Raw genomic sequence first — 17120 nt, 5'->3', positions numbered from 1 at the left:
GACATCCTCATCCCCGCCGTCATGATCATCCTCGCCGTGAAATCCCGCCGGCTCGCGGCCACCCCCCAGCAGACCGCGGACATCACCGCCTGACACCGAAAGAGCTGCTCCTCGCCATGGCCACGCAAGCCGACTCCAAACCCGACGACGAGACCGGCGCGGCACCGACGATCGCCGCCGAGCGGCTCAGCATGTTCGTCGACGCGGTGATCGCGATCGCGCTCACCCTGCTGGCGCTGGAACTTCCGGTCCCCACCGGGGACACCACCGACGCGATGGTGAGTTCGGTGGGGGCCCACGGCAAGGAGTACCTGGCCTTCGCGCTCAGCTTCGTGGTGATCGCCGCCCATTGGCGTGCCCACCACGAAATCTTCCAGTACGTCCGCTCGCTCAACGGCCGCCTGATCAGCCTCAGCCTGGCGTGGCTGTTCATGCAGGTCCTGATGCCGTTCGCGACCCGCGTGATCACCGCGGACGGCGCCTTCGCGCCCCGGTTCAGCCTGTACGCGATCGTGCAGGTACTGGCGTCCGCGTCGTTCGCGCTGATCATCATGGAGATCCGGCGCCAGCACCTGTACCGCACGGACGGCCCGCCCCGTGTGTTCGCCAAGAGCCTGATGCGCAGCGTCTGCCTGGCCGCGGTGTTCGGGGTGTCCGTTCCCGTCTCGTTCCTGACCGGGAGCACCGCCTCGTACCTGTGCTGGCTCGCGGTGCCGATCGTGCTCAACGTCGCCGGCCGCGTCCAGGACCGTGCGCTGTCGCGTGCCTGACCGGGTACCGATCCGGATCAGGAAACCTTCGCAGAAAGGATCGTGCCGTGCCGTCGTCCGCTCTTCCCCTGCCGAACGGGAGGTTGTGCCCCTTCGGTCCCGCACCGGAGATCGGCGCCATCCGGGAAAGCCCTTCCCTGCCGAGGGTGTCCTGCCCGACCGGGATCGACGCGTGGCTGGTGACCCGCTACGCCGACGCCCGCGAGGTTCTCGGCGACCCGCACCGGTTCAGCAGCAAGCCGGGTACGGCGGGGCACATCCTGGCGAACACCCCGCCGGACGCCCCGATCGACGCGGGGCAGTTCGTGCGCATGGACGGCGCGGACCACCTCCGGTTCCGCCGCGTGCTCGCCCCGGCGATCTCGACCGCGAAGCGGATCGCCGCCATCGAGCCCATGGTGCGGCGCATCGTCGACGACAAGCTCGACGAACTGGGCGCGGGCGCGCGGCCGGTCGATCTGCACGAGCAGTTCGCCCAACCGGTCACCACGGCGGTGATCGCCGAATTGTTCGGCGTGCCCGAATCGGACCGCGGACTGTTCCACCAAGCCGCGGATGCCCTGTTCCTCGGCACCGCCGAGGAATTGGACGTCTTGGTGGGAAAGCTCTACCAGCTCCTGATGGAGCTGATCGCGCGACGCCGGTCCGAACCGACGGAGGACTCCCTCGGCATCCTGGTCGGCCGCGGCCCCGACCTCACCGACTTCGAACTGTTCACCACCGCCGTCACCACCTTGCTCGCCGGATACGACACCACGTCGAGCATGATCAGCCACGCGACGCTCGCGCTGCTCCGAGATCCCGCCCAGTTCGCGCTGCTTCGCGAAGACCCCGCGGTGCTTCCTGGCGCCGTCGAGGAATTCATGCGCCTGCTCGGCTCGGCGGGGGCGGTGCTGCGCGTGGCCACTGCGGACACGGTGCTCTCCGGGACCCCGATCGCCGCCGGTGACTACGTCGTGGTCTCCGTGCAGGGCGCGAACCACGACCCGGCCCAGTTCGCCGATCCCGGCCGGCTCGACCTCCGGCGTGACGCCCGGCAGCACCTGGCCTTCGGGTTCGGTCCGCACCGGTGCGTCGGACAGCAGCTGGCGAGGATGGAACTGACCGTGGTGCTCGGCACTTTGTCGCGCCGCGTTCCCGGTCTCCGGCTCACCGTCCCGTTCGACGAAATCGAGTTCAAGACCGGCACGCCCAACACCGGGCCGGTATCGCTGCCGGTCACCTGGGACGAACTGCTCCCTCGTCCCAGGTGACCGGCAGTTCGGCCGGTCCGAACACCGCGGTGTCCTTTTTGAACTCGACCTCCGCGATCGGGACGGCCAGCCGCAAGGACGGGATCCGGCGCGCCAGCGTGGCCAGTGCGCTGGTCAGCACCAACCGCACGATATGCCGCCCGGAGCACTGGTGCTGACCGTGCCCGAAGCCGACATGGCCGCCGTGCGGTCGGCGAACGTCGAGCCGGTCAGGATGCGGGAATCGCGCCGGGTCGCGGTTGGCGGCCTGTACCGCGGCCACGACGTAGTCGCCTGCCGCGATGGGCGTGCCGGCGAGTTCGGTGTCCACCGCCGCCACCCGCAGCAGACCGCCACCCACGGCGAGCATGCGGATGACTTCCTCGGCGGCGTTCGAGGCCGCGCCGGTGTCTTCGCGAAGGATCGCCAGCTGGCCGGGGGTTTCCAGCAGTGCCGCCATCCCGTAGGTCAGCGCGGTCGACGTGGTGTCGTAACCGGAAAACACCAGGCCTGCCGCGATCTTCGTGAGTTCGAGGCTGGTGAACGGGTCGCCTGCCGCCCTGGCGCTGGCGGCCACCACGCTGATCAGGTCCTCGCCCGGCTCCTCGGTGCGGCGGGTGACCAGCTCCTGCAACAGCATGTACAGCGGAATGGTGGCGGCCTGCAGGCTCTCGGCGTCGCCGCGCCCGTTGAGCAGCGCCTCGGATCTGGTGCGGAACAGGTCCCGGTCCTGGTGCGGGATATCGAACAGTTCGGTCATCACACTGGTGACCACCGGGATGGAGAACCGCGCGTGCAGGTCGACGGTGCCGGTCTCGGTGGCCAGCGCGTCGAGCGCGTCGTCGACGATGCGCCGCACCGCCGGCGAGAGCCGTTCCATGCGCTTCACCGACGTGACCGCGGGCGCCATCACCCGGCGGAAGCGCAGGTGCTCGGCCCCGTCCAACCGGGCGAAATCGCCCTCGGTGATCGGGGCGTCCGGGGGCTGGTTGGCCAGGAGGTGACCGCATTGGCCGGAGCGGGCGCTGAACCGCTCGTGGTCGCTGAGCACCTCGCGGACGTCGGCGTAGCGGGTGACCAGCCAGGCTTCGATCCCGGTTGGACAGAGCACTTTGGTCACCGGGGAGTCGCGCTGGAGACCGGCGATCTCCGGTGCGGGCCCGAACGGGCATTCCCGCTTTCTGGGCAGTGGCAACGGATCGATCGGCGAAGACAACGGCTGCTCCTTGTGGTGTGCCGCCAAGGCTATCAACTCGGCCTATGGTGCACCGGGTCGTCCAGGGAACCTTCGGTGACCGAAGGGGCAATGATGCCGAGGGCGCGCCGGGCGCGCTGATAGGTTTTGCGCGGACTATTTGGTTCGTCTCAATCGGAGGAGCGCCATGCTTCGCAAATTTCTTGCTGGATTGGGTGCCGCAGTCGCTTTTGCCGGCCTCTCCGTGGTGGCTCCTGCCGCGGCGGTGGCCGACACGCCACCACCATCGCCGTCGACCTGGGTCTACCTCAAGTGGTACCCGATAACGGCCGGTGCGGATTTCGCCAAGCTCGTTTGCGATCGTGATTGGGATCAGAATTGGGCGTCCTCCTACCCAGGGCGTGATCACAGCTGCTGGGTGGATGGCAACATAGTCAAACTTTCGGTGCTTCTCTGAATCGGTGCGGCGATGCGCCGCCCTCGTCGAAGCCTGCCATTGTCCTGGTGCGTATCCGGCTTCAGGTGGTCGGTCGTGTGTTCCACAGTGTGGTGGTGAGGTGGTCGAGACCGGTTTGGAGATGCCGGCGGTACGTGCTGAAGGGGATACCGAGTCGGGCCGCGGCGGCTTTTTGGTTGGTGTCGCGTTCGAGATAGGTGGCTTGGACCGTGCGCTGGTGTTTGAGGCGGTCGGGATCGCGGCGCAGGGCGTCGACGGTGGTGGTGATCGCGGTGCGCAGGGCGGCGGGGTCGCCGTAGGTGGGGATGAGCGCGTTGGTGGCGAAGGCTTCGTCGTCGTGCCAGTCCCGCAGGGCGTGTTTGACCGCGGTGGCGAACTCGTCCTGGGCCATCGCGCGTGCCGCCGGGGTGTCCGGGGTGTTGGTGAGCTCGCCGCCGAGGCGTCTCATGGTGTTCTCGACGCGGTCGAGGTGCGGTTCCAAGGGGACTTCGCGCCAGTCGTGGACGAACATGCCCCAGTTCGCCTCGCCGTATTCGGGCATGGCGCGAACCAGCCAGTAGTCGAAGGATTCGAGTTCGGCGGTCACCACGTCGGCACCGGGCAGGATCATGAAGCTGGCGGCGAGACCGTTTCGCTGGTGCAGGGCACGGGTGACCTGGCACGCGGTATCGAGGGTCGTCGCGATGGCGTAAAGCTCAAGGGAGCGTTGCGGGACCTCGAAACGGCCGATCCCGATGTGCTCGCCGGGGGTGAGCGGGCCGGTGCGGTCGAGGTGTTCGCGGACCGGGGCCAGCGCGGGGTCGTGGGTCAGGTCGTCGGTGTCGGGGTGCAGTTGTAGCCAGGTGAAGAAGGAGACGACGGTCAGGTCTTCGGCGTGGCGGTAGATCTGGAACGCTTCGGGGTGCCGGTCGAGCCAGTAGGCGACGAGCCGGGCGTGCTCCTCGCCCTGATCCGCACGGGCCAGTTCGAGGAGTTCCTCGCGCAGGTCGGGGGTGTAGTCGCCTTCGAGCACGGACCCGCGCAATCGCGGGTCCATGACCTCGTCGAGTGTGCGGTCGAGGTAGCGGCTGAGGTAGAGCAGGTCCTGGACCGCGACGTCGACCTCGGTGTCCGAAGCGGTCGAGGGGGCTTTGAGCAGATGGCGCCACAGGGTCAGGTGTAGTTCGTTGTAGGCGTTGGGGTCGCGCCATTTGAAGGAGGCGTCCAGTACGTCGCGCACCAGTTCGTGGCAGACGAGGCCGTGCCGTCGTACCTCGACGTAGGGAAGGTGGGCGAGCCAGTCGAACACGGTGTGCGCGTCGTGGTCGTCGAGTCCGGTGCGCAGCAGGTCGAGGGTGACGTGGCGGACGTGGCCGCACACGCGCAGGCCGTATTCGTGCGCGGGAGTGAGGACGCGGTCGATCACCCGTGCGAGCAGCGTCTCGATGACCCGGGGGCTGGGTTCCCACACCGTGTCATCGGGTGCCGCGTCCTTGGTGAGGGTTTCCTCGGCTGCCATGCACAGGGCGAGTGGATGTCCGTCCGCGAACCCGTTGACGGCCGTGTGCAGTGCCTCCGGAACGCCCCGGTCTTCCAGCAGCGCGGCTACTTCGCACGGGTTCAGCGGTGTGAGTGCGGTGGTGTGGACGAGCTGGCGCCAGCCGGGGTCGAGTGTCCATTGTGGTTCTGGGCGTTGCCGTCCCGCGATGACGACGATGGTGTCGGCGGGCACTGTGCGCAGGAAGTGTTCCCGTAACCAGGTTTCCAGTACCTGGCAGTGCTCGAACCCGTCGATGATCAGCACCGGCGAATCGGTGTGGTGCACCGGCTCCGCCGCTTCCGTCAGCGCCGTGGTGGAGGCCACCACGTACTCACCGTCGATCCACACCACCGCGCGCCCGCACTCCTGGGCGTCGTCGGCGAAGCGCCGCAGCAACGCCGATTTGCCCATTCCGCCGGCGCCGTGCACCAGCAGTACCTGCGGAGCGTCGTGATCACCGCGTAGTGCCGATGCGAACACGTTCCGCTGTTCGGTCCGGCCGACGAACCCTTCACGGGACAAGCGCCGTACCCGATCCCCCATCGACCCTCGCCGCGCCTCGCGCACGGGAAGGCGGCGCACCACGTCATTCACGCTCTGCTCCTTCGAACCCGCGCCGGAACGGGCAGATCCACGTTGCTGGCGGTCATTGTCCACTGAGGTGCGTTCGGGGTCAGGTGGTCGGCCGTGTGTGCCAGAGTGTGGCCACGATGGTGTCGAGGCCGGCTTGGAGGTGCCGACGGTAGGTGCTGAAGGGTACGCCAAGGCGGGCCGCGGCGGCTCTTTGGTTGGTGTCGCGTTCGAGGTAGGTGGTGTGGACGACGCGGTGGTGTTTGAGGTGGTCGGCGTCGCGGCGCAGGGCGTCGACGGTGGTGGTGATCGCGGTGCGCAGGGCGGCGGGATCGCCGTAGGTGCGGATGAGCGCGTTGGTGGCGAAGGCTTCGTCGTCGTGCCAGTCCCGCAGGGCCTGTTTGGCCGCGGCAGCGAACTCGTCCTGGGGGAGCGATGGTGCGACCGGGGCGTCGCGGGTGGGGGCGATGGCGTGCCTCATGGTCTTCTCAAGGCGATCGAGGTGTGCTTCCAGCGGGACTTCGCGCCAGTCGTGGACGAACATGCCCCAGCCTCCCTCGCCGTATTCGGGCATGGCGCGAACCAGCCAGTGGTCGAAGGGTTCGATTTGGGAGACGGCGGCGTCGGCGTTGGGCAGGAGCATGAAGGTCGCGGCGAGGCCGCCTCGCGCGTGATGGGAGAGGGTGGCCGCACACGCGGTGTTGAGGATGGTCGCGATGATGTAGTTCTCGCTGGACTGTTCCGGGACGGAGAAGCGGGCGATCCCGATGTGTTCGCCAGCGGAGAGCGGGGGACGGCGGTCGAGGTGTTCGCGGACCGGGACCAGTGCGGGGTCGCTGGTGAGGTCGTCGGTGTCGGGGTGCAGTTGTAGCCAGGTGAAGAAGGAGACGACGGTCAGGTCCTCGGTGTGGCGGTAGATCTGGAACGCTTCGGGGTGCCGGTCGAGCCAGTAGGCGACGAGCCGGGCGTGCTCCTCGCCCCGGTCGGCACGGGCCAGGGCGAGCAGTTCCTCGCGCAGGTCGGGGGTGTAGTCGCATTCGAGCACGGACCCGAACGACTGCAGATCCAGTACCTCGTCGAGCGCGGAGCCGAAGGCGCGGCTGAGGTCGAACAGGTCCAGGAGCGCGACCTTGATCTTGCTGGTCGAGGAGGTCGAAGCGGCGAGCGCGGTCGAGGGGCCCTTGAGCAGGTGGCGCCACAGGTTGAGGTGTAGTTCGTTGTAGGTGTTGGGGTCGCGCCATTTGAAGGAGGCGTCCAGTACGTCGCGCACCAGTTCGTGGCAGACGAGGCCGTGCTGGCGCACTTCGACGTAGGGCAGGTGGGCGAGCCAGTCGAACACGGTGTGCGCGTCGTGGTCGTCGAGTCCGGTGCGCAGCAGGTCGAGGGTGACGTGGCGGACGTGGCCGCACACGCGCAGGCCGTATTCGTGCGCGGGGCTGGGGACCTGGTCGATCACCCGTGCGAGCAGGGACTCGATGACCCGGGGGCTGGGTTCCCACACCGTGTCATCGGGTGCCGCGTCCTTGGTGAGGGTTTCCTCGGCTGCCATGCACAGGGCGAGTGGATGTCCGTCCGCGAACCCGTTGACGGCCGTGTGCAGTGCCTCCGGAACGCCCCGGTCTTCCAGCAGCGCGGCTACTTCGCACGGGTTCAGCGGTGTGAGTGCGGTGGTGTGGACGAGCTGGCGCCAGCCGGGGTCGAGTGTCCATTGTGGTTCTGGGCGTTGCCGTCCCGCGATGACGACGATGGTGTCGGCGGGCACTGTGCGCAGGAAGTGTTCCCGTAACCAGGTTTCCAGTACCTGGCAGTGTTCGAACCCGTCGATGATCAGCACCGGCGAATCGGTGTGGTGCACCGGCTCCGCCGCTTCCGTCAGCGCCGTGGTGGAGGCCACCACGTACTCACCGTCGATCCACACCACCGCGCGCCCGCACTCCTGGGCGTCGTCGGCGAAGCGCCGCAGCAACGCCGATTTGCCCATTCCGCCGGCGCCGTGCACCAGCAGTACCTGCGGAGCGTCGTGATCACCGCGTAGTGCCGATGCGAACACGTTCCGCTGTTCGGTCCGGCCGACGAACCCTTCACGGGACAAGCGCCGTACCCGATCCCCCATCGACCCTCGCCGCGCCTCGCGCACGGGAAGGCGGCGCACCACGTCATTCACGCTCTGCTCCTTCGAACCCGGCAGATCAACCCCGCTGCCATTCGACGTCCATTGAGGACAAGAGAGTGGTCGTCGGACCGGCCAGCGGCGGTGCTGGGCGCTCAGCGGGCTGGCTCATGAGAGCGGCGCTCGGACGAGCTCCAGTGCGGAAGTGGCTCGTCAGCCATCGGCGCTCCGACATGATCACGAGGTTACACGTATAACTTGATGACCTTGCCAAGGTAACACCCGTGACCGCGAAGTCAAACCGTGCTCATCCAGTCGTGACCGGTCGCGAGGGTGATCTGCGGGCTGTCGCGCGCGGATCGGCCTCAGCGCGGCGACGTGGCGGGCTTGCCGGGGCGGGTGTCCGTGCTGCCGCGCACCACCAGCTCGGTCGGCAGGGTGATGAAGTGCGTCCCCCGCTCCCCGTCGATGGTGTTCAGCAGCAGGCGGGCGGCCTGCTGCCCCTTTTCCGCCTGCGGTTGCCGGATCGTGGTCAGGTCCGCGCTCGCCGCGGCGGGGATGTCGTCGAACCCGACAACGGCCAGGTCGTCGGGAACGCGCAGGCCACGAGCGCGCGCCGCGTCGAGCAGGGCGAGGGCCAGCACATCGGTCGCGGCCAGCACCGCGGTCACCGGGCAGGTGTCGAGCAGGAGCTCGGCCGCGGCGCGGGACTGGGCCGCGCTGAACCCGCCTGCCTCGATCACTCGTGGCGCGCCGATCTTGGCTTCGGCGAAGGCGCTCTGGTAACCCGCGACCCGTGCTTTCATGACGCGGTCGCGGGCTTTGGCTATCCGGGCGCGGGACACCGGTCCCGAGCGGCCGTCCGGGCTCAGGCGGCTGACCAGCACGCCCACGTCCCGGTGGCCGAGCGCCAGCAGGTGTCGTGCCGCTTCGCGAGCCGCACCGCGATCGTCGATACCGACCAGTGAGTGCCCGTCCAGCGCGGGGCCGTCGATGACCACCACGGGGAGCCGGCGGTGCAGGACGTTCTCGAGCACCGGATGGTGGTCCGCCATCGCGTACACCAGGAAACCGTCGACCAGGGCGCGCGACGACAGGCCGGTGCCGACGGTCGCGGGCACCGCTTCCAGCGGTGCGGGCAGCAGCGTCAAGGCGACCTGGGTCAGCTCGCCGACTTCCGAGATACCCCGCATGAGCATCGCCACTCCCGGATCGTCGAACGCGTACGCCAGGGAGTCGGCCAGTACCAGCCCGAGCGCGTCGACCTTGCCGGTGCGCAGCCCGCGGCCGGTGGGATTGGGGCCGGGGTAGCCCAGTTCGGCGGCCACCGTCAGGATGCGTGATCGCTGCTGTTCGGAAAGCTTGTCCGGCCGGTTGTAGGCATAGGAGACGGCCGCGTGTGACACTCCGACGGCTTCCGCCACATCCCGCATGGTTACCAAAAGGCAGCCCCCCGTGTGCTCCTTGCCACATTTCGTGGCCTGCGACCTGGCCACCTTATAGTCCCGACATCCGATCGCGCTGAGATTCGGGCAAGTTGGGTGAGTGGTTCTGGCCAGTTATACGGTTAACCGCTCTTGACAGTGACAACCACTGACAGCGACCATGTGCTCACCGGTTCGCTCCTGGGCTGGGTCCGGGCGTGCCGGGACCACGCTGCTCCCGGCAACGGCCGGTCGCCGGTATGCACTTCAGATACAGTCCCGTGACGAAAGTCTTCGATCCTGCGGCAACGGCCCGTCAAGTCGCCGCGAGGACCACATGATGTCGGTGTGGACGCCGTATTCGCCGCTCTTGCCGCCGGTCGGCCGCTCGTCCCGATCACCGGGCCGAGTGGGATCGGCCGGACGACGGCGCTGACCAGGATCGGGGCGACGCTGTCCGAGCGCGGCGCCCGGTTCTTGGCGATCCGCTTCAGCCCCGGTGGCGACGCGGTGCCGTCACACCTGCCAGGTGCCGATCCGGGCTTCGCGCCGTTCGGCCCGGTCGCGGGCGCACATCGCGATCCGGAGATCGCGCGACGGGCCGCGGTGGCGGCCGCCGCCGCGCTACTGCGTGGTGGCGGCGAGGTTTCCTTGCTGATCGATGACGCGCACTGGATCGACCGTGACTCCCGCGCCGTCCTCGGCGCGCTGGTGCGACGGCTGGCCGGCACCTCCGCGGTGTGTGTCTGCGCCATTCGCACTCCGATGCCTGCCGAGTGGCAGGACTGGCTGGGAGATCTGCGTCGCGACGCGCTTGTCTGTTCGGCGCGTCTTCGGCCGATGACCGTGGCCGAAATCGCCGGAGAACTCGCGACGGCGACGGGAGCGAAGCCGGACGACGAGCTGGTTCTCCGGGTCAGGGGACTCTCGCGAGGGATCCCAGCGGCCGTGTCCGGGGCGATCGAGATGGCGCAGCGCGGCGGTGCCGTTCGGCTGGTCGAGAACAGGGCGTGCCTCGTACCGGGCGCACGATCGGTGAAATGCGTCCCGGACAGCGGGTTCCTCCGCTTCATCCGCGGCCTGCACCCGATGGCCGTCAAGGCGGCGACGGCGATGTGCGTGTTCGCTCCGCTCGGCGAAGCGGTACCGCGGCTGGTCGCCGAAGTGCTCGAAAGGGACGAGTCCGAGACGGTCGCGGTGCTGGACGTCCTTCGGCGAGGCGGTGTTCTGCACCGTGGCCGGAAGGGGCACTCGTGGCGGATCACCGTGCCGTTCGTCGCTGCCGTGCTCGCCGCGGCCATGGGGCCCTTCGAACGCAGGCAGCTCGCGGCCGCGGCCGTGACCGCGGTGTGGACGGGCAGGGCGCGGTGCGCTGATCCGGACCACCTGGCGGATCTGGTGGCCGACGCCGGGCGGCTGATCGACCCCGCCCTCGCCTTCACCGCACTCCTGGAGCGATCGGCGGACGTGGGCGAGCGGAAGCCGTGGCGGGCATCGCGCTGGCTCGGTGCGGCGGTCGAGCTCGCGGAGGACCCGGCGCAGCTGGTGACGGCCATGCTCGCGCTCATCGAGATCTGCCACGCCTGCGGTGATCATGAACGCAGCCTGCGCGGCGCCCAGCTGCTGCTGACCCGCTTCGCCGACCGGCTCGAACCGGATGTCGCGCAGGAGATCCAGGTAAGAGCGGTGCAGGCGTTGAAAGGCGCGGGGGACGACGAAACACTGCGCAAGATCGGCGAATCGTGGCGCGGCTGGCAGGGGGATCTCACCCAGCGTCCGGTGACCATGGCGCTGGCGCTGGGCATGCTCGATCGCTGGGCCGAAGCACGTGACGTGCTCGGGGAGCAGTGGCGCGCTGGAAGCGCCACGACCGTGCTGCACGGGTCGCTGCTCGAGGCGACCGCGGCGTTGTGGACCGGCCACAGTGGACTGTTCCAGAAGTTGCCTGCCCGGCCCCTTCCCGAGCCCGAGGGCGCCGGGCCGCGGTGGCTGCGCCGGCGCCGGACCGACTGGGTGGCCGCGCAGGTGGCCGCGTCGCTGGTGATCGGCGAGTCGGGGCACGCCGAGCAACTGCTGGCCGGGGAAGATCTCGATGTCGACGTGCTGTCGTGGAGTGATCGCGCCGCACTCGCCGCGATGCGCGGGCAAGTCGAGCCGGTCAGGGAGGACGGGACGTGCGGCGCGAACGGCGGCTACCACATCGGCTACTCCGCGGCGCGGCAGGCGAGCATTTTCCTGCTGGTGGCACAGGGAAAGCTCGCCACAGCACGGAAGACGCTGAACGCGGCGCGGGAGGCGCGCCCGCGGTTCGGGCACCTGCTCGACATCGCCGACGCGCGGATCCATTGCGCGCTCGGGGAAGACGAGCTGGGCACCGCCAGGCTCCTCGACTGCGAGCGGGTGGCGACCGAGCGCGGGCTGGCGGTCGGCATGGATCTCTGCTTGGCCGAACGAGCCGATCTCGCGCTCAGGACCGGTGAGCCGGTCGAAGCAAAACGGTGCCTCGTCGCGCTCGAAAAGCTCGCCGAGACCATGCCGATGTCCCGCGTGCTGATGCACGCCAAGCTCGTCCGGTCTCTTGTGGACGGTGACCCCGCGGACGTGGCGGACTGCCTCGCACTGGTGCGGCGGCGCGGGCACCCCCTCGAAACGGCCACCGCGTACGAACGGCTGGTCCGGCGGGGCGTCGCCGATCCGCCCCTGCTGGGCGAGGCCTATCGGAGCCTCGGCGTGCTCGACGCACTGCTGTACCGCTCGTGGTTGCGCAACCTCATGCGCGAGCACGCGATCGTCGTCCCCGGCCGCACGCGCACGGTGGCCGAAAACGAGCACCTGCTGGCGGTGCTCGTCGCCGACGGCCTGACCAACAAGCAGCTCGCGACCGCCCTGCGCGTCAGCGAGAAGAGCGTGGAAAACCGGCTCAGCAGATTGTTCGCGCGTACCGGATACCGGTCGAGGATCGAATTGTCGGCCGCGATCCGCGAAGCCGGAGCGCTGCCAGCCACCTCGGGTCCAGCGGAAAGAAAAGGCGTCGAGTGAGCATCGGAATGGGAAGGCACCGCGTCGGGCTCGTCGGCAGGCGCGCCGAGTTGGCCGCGCTCGCCTCGGCGGGAGACGACCGGGGGCTGATCGTGCTTCGCGGGCGATCGGGTGACGGGCGCACGGCCGTGCTCGCACGGGCAGGCGCCGAGTTCAGCCGTCGCGGCGTGTTCGTGCTCGGCGTGCCGGGTGCGGCACCCGGCCCGGCGTGGGACCGGTTCGGCGTCCACATCGTCCTCGACGCGATTCGCGAGCGGTTCGAAGACCTCGGCGATCGTCCGCGTCTCATCGAAGCGATCGACGCACTCAGCCAGCTGTGCACCGAACAGGCCTACGAGTCCGCCCGGGGGAGGGCGCGCCTGGCCACCGCACTGGGCACGGTGTTCCGCAGGCTCGGGGCGATCGTCGTGCTCGTCGACGACGCCGACCGCATCGCCCAGCCCGTGATCGGCCTCGCCGCGGCGCGTCACGCCGGATGCCGGGTGATCGCCGCGTGCGCCGAAGGCACCGATCTCGGCGAGCGGGCGGATCTGGAGATCAAGCTCGGTGCACTGTCCGAAAAGGATTCCGACAGCCTGCTCCGGCAGTCCGCGGGCTTGCCGGTCGACGATGCGCTCCGTCAGGCCATGCGCAATGACCTCGGTGCGCTGTACGGCAATCCAGGGACCATTGTGTCCACAGTGGCCGATCTGCGGCGGCGCGACCGGCTGGTCACCGTGCACGGTCACGCGTGCTTGCGCGACCCGGAGGAACCCATCGCGCTGCCACCGGGGCACCGGCTGCTCGTCGAACTCGATGCCTGCGGCCCGGCCGGTCAGGATCTCGTGCGGCTCGCCGGGGACATCCCGTTCGGCGTCGACGAGATCCCGTTGCTGGCCGTCGCGACGGGACGCTCGACGGCCGAGTGCGGTCGCGCGGCCGACCGGCTGGTCAGGGCCGGTGTGCTCGACGTCGATGCCGACGGGCGGTTCAGCGTCCACTGCCCCGCGCTGGGTGCCGCGGTATCCGGCCACCCGAGCGCGACGCGGCGACTGCACCGGGCCATCGCCGGTCACCTGCTCGGGGGGGCCGAGGAACGCCCGTACGCACTCGCCCGGCACTTCGCGGCGGCGGGTTCGGCGCTGCCACGCGAGCCGGAGCTGGCCGAACGGTGCCGAGACCGGGCACCGGACACCAGTGCCCGGTGGTACGCGGCCTGGTGGCACGCCGAGGACGGCGAGCGACGCTCCCGCGCGGCCGTCGAACTGGTGCGCCGCTACGTCCGCACGGCGGACTACGCCCGGCTGGCGCGGTTCGTGGCCGAAGTACCGGCAGGCGAGCTGGACCCCGCCGATCTCGCGGCGGCGGCCGCGCTGGCGGCGCTCTGCTCGGGCCGCCCGGTCGCCGGATCCGTTCGCGCCGCGGTGACGGCCGGCGGACCGGTGCCGGCCGCGATCGAGTTCTGCGACCGCTGGTTCGCCGGTGCCGCCGGCAGGCCGGAGGAGTTCACCGTCGGCGAGGTCGAAGCGGCTTTCGCGCCGCTGCGGCGTTCGCCGGTCCTGCCCACGATCGAGCGCGGGGCCCGCGACATCGAGCACGCCTTGGCCCTGCGTGACCTGGTCCCGGTGCTCGCCTCGGTGCTCGGCGCGGATTTCGGCCCGCCGATCGACGGCCCGCTGGCGGCGTACCACGAGGTGCTCACCGGTTACGCCGATGGCGACTGGACGGCGGCGTTGAGCGCGGCGCGGGAACTGGAACTCGATCCGCGTGCCGATGTGCTCGCTCGCCAGAGCGCCCGCCTGCATGCCGCGGAGATGTGCTGGTGGCGCGAGGACAAGCACGCGATGGCCTGGCTGGAGTCCGTTCCCGTCGAGGACTGCGCTTTCCCGGCGTTGCGGGCCAGGGTGGACCGGTACCTCACCGGCGCGGCGCGGGCGGGGCAGCGCGTTCACCGCGGTGGTCATGGCACCTCGTGCTCCCGGTCCCGTGCGCGGACGTCGGAACGCCTCGTCCGGCGCAGCGGAAACCAGGTCGAACTGTCCCTCGCCGGCCAGGTGGCAGGCGGCGCGGACGCTGAACCGGCGCTGTGGCTGACCGAAGCCGCCGAACCCGCCCAGCCGACCGGCGCGGCCAGGCGGGCCAAGCGGTCGCGCCAGGGCAGCGGGCGCGTCGTTCCGGACCAGCGCGAGGACCTTTCGGAGACCGAGTCGCGCATCATCGAGCTGATCCGCCTCGGCTGGACGAACCGGCAGATCGCGCTCGCGGTCCGGATGAGTGAGAAGACCGTGGCGAAACACCTCACCAGGCTGTTCGCCAAAGCAGGCTGCCGGACGCGGCACGGGCTGGCCACGTCCGAACTCGCCGGGCGGCCGCAGGCTCGCGGGGCCTGAGGCGCGGGACTATGGAGGAGTTTGTGAGCGGTAACGTCATCGCGGTCACCCAGGCACCGGGGCCGGGGCACCGCACGATCGTCGAGGCGCTCGACCGCGCGCACGACGGCGCGGTGATCGTGGTGGGCCCTGGGCGCTACACCGAGAACCTCGTGCTGACCAAACCCGTCACCATCACCGCGGAGAACGGGCCGGGCACGGTCTGGCTCGTCGCCGCGACCGGCGTCGCGGTGTCCCTCCAGGCGGAGTCGGCCGCGCTGTCCGGGATCACCGTGGTCGCCGCCGACGCGGACAGCCCGGCGGTGCTGGTGGCGGACGGGCAGCTCAGCATCACCGAGTGCACGGTCGAGGCGTCGAGCTGGGCTTCGGTTTTCGTGCCCGACCGGGGCACCCTGCTCATGCGTTCCAGCGAGGTGCGCAACGCCGTCGGTGCGGGCGTGGTGGTCACCTCGCCCGAGGGCGGGGTGCTCGACGACTGCAAGCTGCCCGATCTCGGCACCTCCGCCGTCGTGGTGGCCGAAGCGGGCGTGCTGCGCGTCCGGTCCTGTGCGATGGGGCCCGCGGCCGCGAACGGGATCTGCCTCAACGGCCGGGGCAGGCTCGTTGTCGAGGACACCTCGGTGTCCGGTACCGGCAAACCCGCGATCGCGGTGGAGCAGCAGGCCGGGCTGACCGCCACCAGGCTGCGCGTCCGCGACACCGCCACGATCGGTTTCTACCTCGCCACCTCGGATCCGGTCGTGCTGGAGGACTGCGTGGTCGAGGACGCGGGCGCGGAGGGGGTCTTCGTCGCCGAGGGCTGTGCCCCGGTGCTGCGCGGCTGCCGGGTGCGGGGGGCCCGTGGGCGGGGGATGCACTTCGCCGGGCGCGCGTCCGGGTCGGTCACCGGCTCCGAAGTGTCCGATGTGGACGGTATCGGGATCGGCGTGACGGAACGGAGCCTGCCCGAGTTCGAGCAGACTTCCGTCGCGCGGTGCAGTGCGTCCGGGGTCAGGATCGACGACGGGGCCGATCCCTTCTTCCGCAGGCTTCGAGTGCGGGGCTGCGACGGCGCGGCCATCGACGTGGATGGTGGCGCGCGCGGCAGGCTCGAGCACATCGAGGTCGACGGTGGTGGGGGAGCAGGTCTTTCGGTGACGGGTGCGGCACGGCCTTCGGTCAGCGGATTGAACACGCGCGAGCTCGCCGGTGCCGGAGTCCGGGTGATCGGCGCGGCCCTCTCGTTGTCCGACAGCCAGCTCGTCCGTTCCGGCGCGGAAGGGGTGTACGCGGGCGCCGGCGCGGACGTTTCGGTGACCCGCTGCCGCGTCCAGGAAAGCAAGGCCGCCGGCTGCACCTTCGCCGAAGGCGCCTCCGGGTCGTTGCTGGACTCCGAGTTCTCCGGTGGTTCCGCCGACGGGGTCCTCCTGGACACCGAGGAATCGGTCCTGGTGAAGGGGTGCACGGTCCGGGACAACCACGGCAGCGGTGTGCGGCAGGTCCGGCTGAGCAAGGGAATCGAGGTCACGGACCTGATCAGCGGAGGCAATCTCGCGAACGACGCGTACGGCACCGCCGCCTCCGCCGGTGCCGCACCGCGGACGGCCCCCGCCGGCGCCGAGCGGACGCGACCGGGCCTCGGCTCCGATCCGCTGCTGGAACTGCAGGGGCTGGTCGGGCTCGCCGGGGTGAAGAGCGAGGTGACCTCGCTGGTCAACCTGAACAAGATGGCCAAGCGGCGGATGGACGCCGGGCTGTCGGCCCCGCCGATGGCGCGGCACCTGGTCTTCGCCGGGGCGCCCGGTACCGGAAAGACCACCATCGCCCGGCTGTACGGCCAGATCCTGGCCCAGCTCGGGGTGCTGCGCCAGGGACACCTCGTCGAAGTCGCGCGGGCCGATCTGGTCGCCCAGATCATCGGCGGTACCGCGATCAAGACCACCGAAGCGTTCACCACCGCGCTCGGCGGGGTGTTCTTCATCGACGAGGCGTATTCGCTCAGCACCGGTGGCGGCGGCACCGGCCCCGACTTCGGCCGCGAAGCGATCGACACGCTGGTGAAGCTGATGGAAGACCATCGCGACGACGTGGTCGTGATCGCGGCGGGCTATTCCAAGGAGATGACGGAGTTCCTCTCCTCCAACCCCGGGATGGAGTCGCGGTTCAGCCGCACCATCGAATTCGCCAACTACACGCCGGAAGAGCTGGTGACGATCGTGCGCGCGCAGTGCGGCAAACACGACTACCGGCTCACCGATGGCGCGAGCGCCGCGCTGCTGAAGTACTTCGACGAGATACCGAAGGACGGCACGTTCGGCAACGGGCGTACCGCGCGGCGGGTGTTCGAGCGGATGACCGACCGGCAGGCGTCCCGCTTGGCCGCGACCGCCGCCGACACCGCGGATCTCACCCTGCTGACCGAGGACGACCTCTCGTCGATCAGGTGAGCCGTTCTG

Annotated in this window: 9 protein-coding genes; 5 read left to right on the top strand and 4 right to left on the bottom strand. The window is 69.9% G+C overall.

Going from position 1 to position 17120, the window contains the following annotated elements; all coding sequences use genetic code 11:
• Positions 1-116: 116 nt before the first annotated feature.
• Together ABD256_RS34080 and ABD256_RS34075 are read left to right on the top strand one after the other, a co-directional pair.
• Complete coding sequence (locus ABD256_RS34080; RefSeq protein ID WP_344428690.1) at positions 117-770, top strand: TMEM175 family protein; 654 nt, start codon at positions 117-119, stop codon at positions 768-770.
• Between the two features lie 47 nt (positions 771-817).
• Complete coding sequence (locus tag ABD256_RS34075) at positions 818-2023, top strand: cytochrome P450 (protein ID WP_344428688.1); 1206 nt, start codon at positions 818-820, stop codon at positions 2021-2023.
• Here the strand turns inward: ABD256_RS34075 and ABD256_RS34070 are convergent.
• The 4 genes from ABD256_RS34070 to ABD256_RS34055 form a co-directional block, all read right to left on the bottom strand.
• Positions 1989-3218: a cytochrome P450 gene (locus tag ABD256_RS34070; protein WP_344428686.1), complete on the bottom strand. Its 1230-nt coding sequence runs from the start codon at positions 3216-3218 to the stop codon at positions 1989-1991. The two genes, ABD256_RS34075 and ABD256_RS34070, sit on opposite strands and share 35 nt — an antisense overlap.
• Positions 3219-3715: 497 nt before the next feature.
• Positions 3716-5767, bottom strand: a complete 2052-nt coding sequence (locus ABD256_RS34065) for an ATP-binding protein (RefSeq protein ID WP_344428684.1) — start codon at positions 5765-5767, stop codon at positions 3716-3718.
• A gap of 79 nt (positions 5768-5846) precedes the next feature.
• Positions 5847-7907: an ATP-binding protein gene (locus tag ABD256_RS34060; RefSeq protein WP_344428682.1), complete on the bottom strand. Its 2061-nt coding sequence runs from the start codon at positions 7905-7907 to the stop codon at positions 5847-5849.
• Positions 7908-8218: 311 nt separating this feature from the next.
• Positions 8219-9277 (bottom strand): LacI family DNA-binding transcriptional regulator, encoded by a 1059-nt coding sequence (locus tag ABD256_RS34055; protein WP_344428680.1) that lies wholly within the window; start codon positions 9275-9277, stop codon positions 8219-8221.
• A gap of 348 nt (positions 9278-9625) precedes the next feature.
• On the opposite strand from ABD256_RS34055, the gene ABD256_RS34050 reads away from it, so the two are divergent.
• The 3 genes from ABD256_RS34050 to ABD256_RS34040 are packed head-to-tail and all read left to right on the top strand — an operon-like array spanning position 9626 to position 17111.
• Complete coding sequence (locus ABD256_RS34050) at positions 9626-12316, top strand: AAA family ATPase (protein WP_344428678.1); 2691 nt, start codon at positions 9626-9628, stop codon at positions 12314-12316.
• Positions 12317-12324: 8 nt separating this feature from the next.
• Positions 12325-14685, top strand: coding sequence for a LuxR C-terminal-related transcriptional regulator (locus tag ABD256_RS34045; protein WP_344428676.1), 2361 nt, complete (start codon positions 12325-12327; stop codon positions 14683-14685).
• 23 nt (positions 14686-14708) lie between these two features.
• Positions 14709-17111 carry a right-handed parallel beta-helix repeat-containing protein gene (locus ABD256_RS34040; protein ID WP_344428674.1) on the top strand — a complete coding sequence of 801 codons (2403 nt, stop codon included), beginning with the start codon at positions 14709-14711 and terminating at the stop codon, positions 17109-17111.
• Positions 17112-17120 lie beyond the last annotated feature (9 nt).

Source organism: Amycolatopsis minnesotensis (assembly GCF_039529815.1).
Lineage (GTDB): Bacteria > Actinomycetota > Actinomycetes > Mycobacteriales > Pseudonocardiaceae > Amycolatopsis > Amycolatopsis minnesotensis.
Note: the sequence above shows the minus strand (reverse complement) of the source record. Positions and strands in the feature narration are given on the sequence as shown.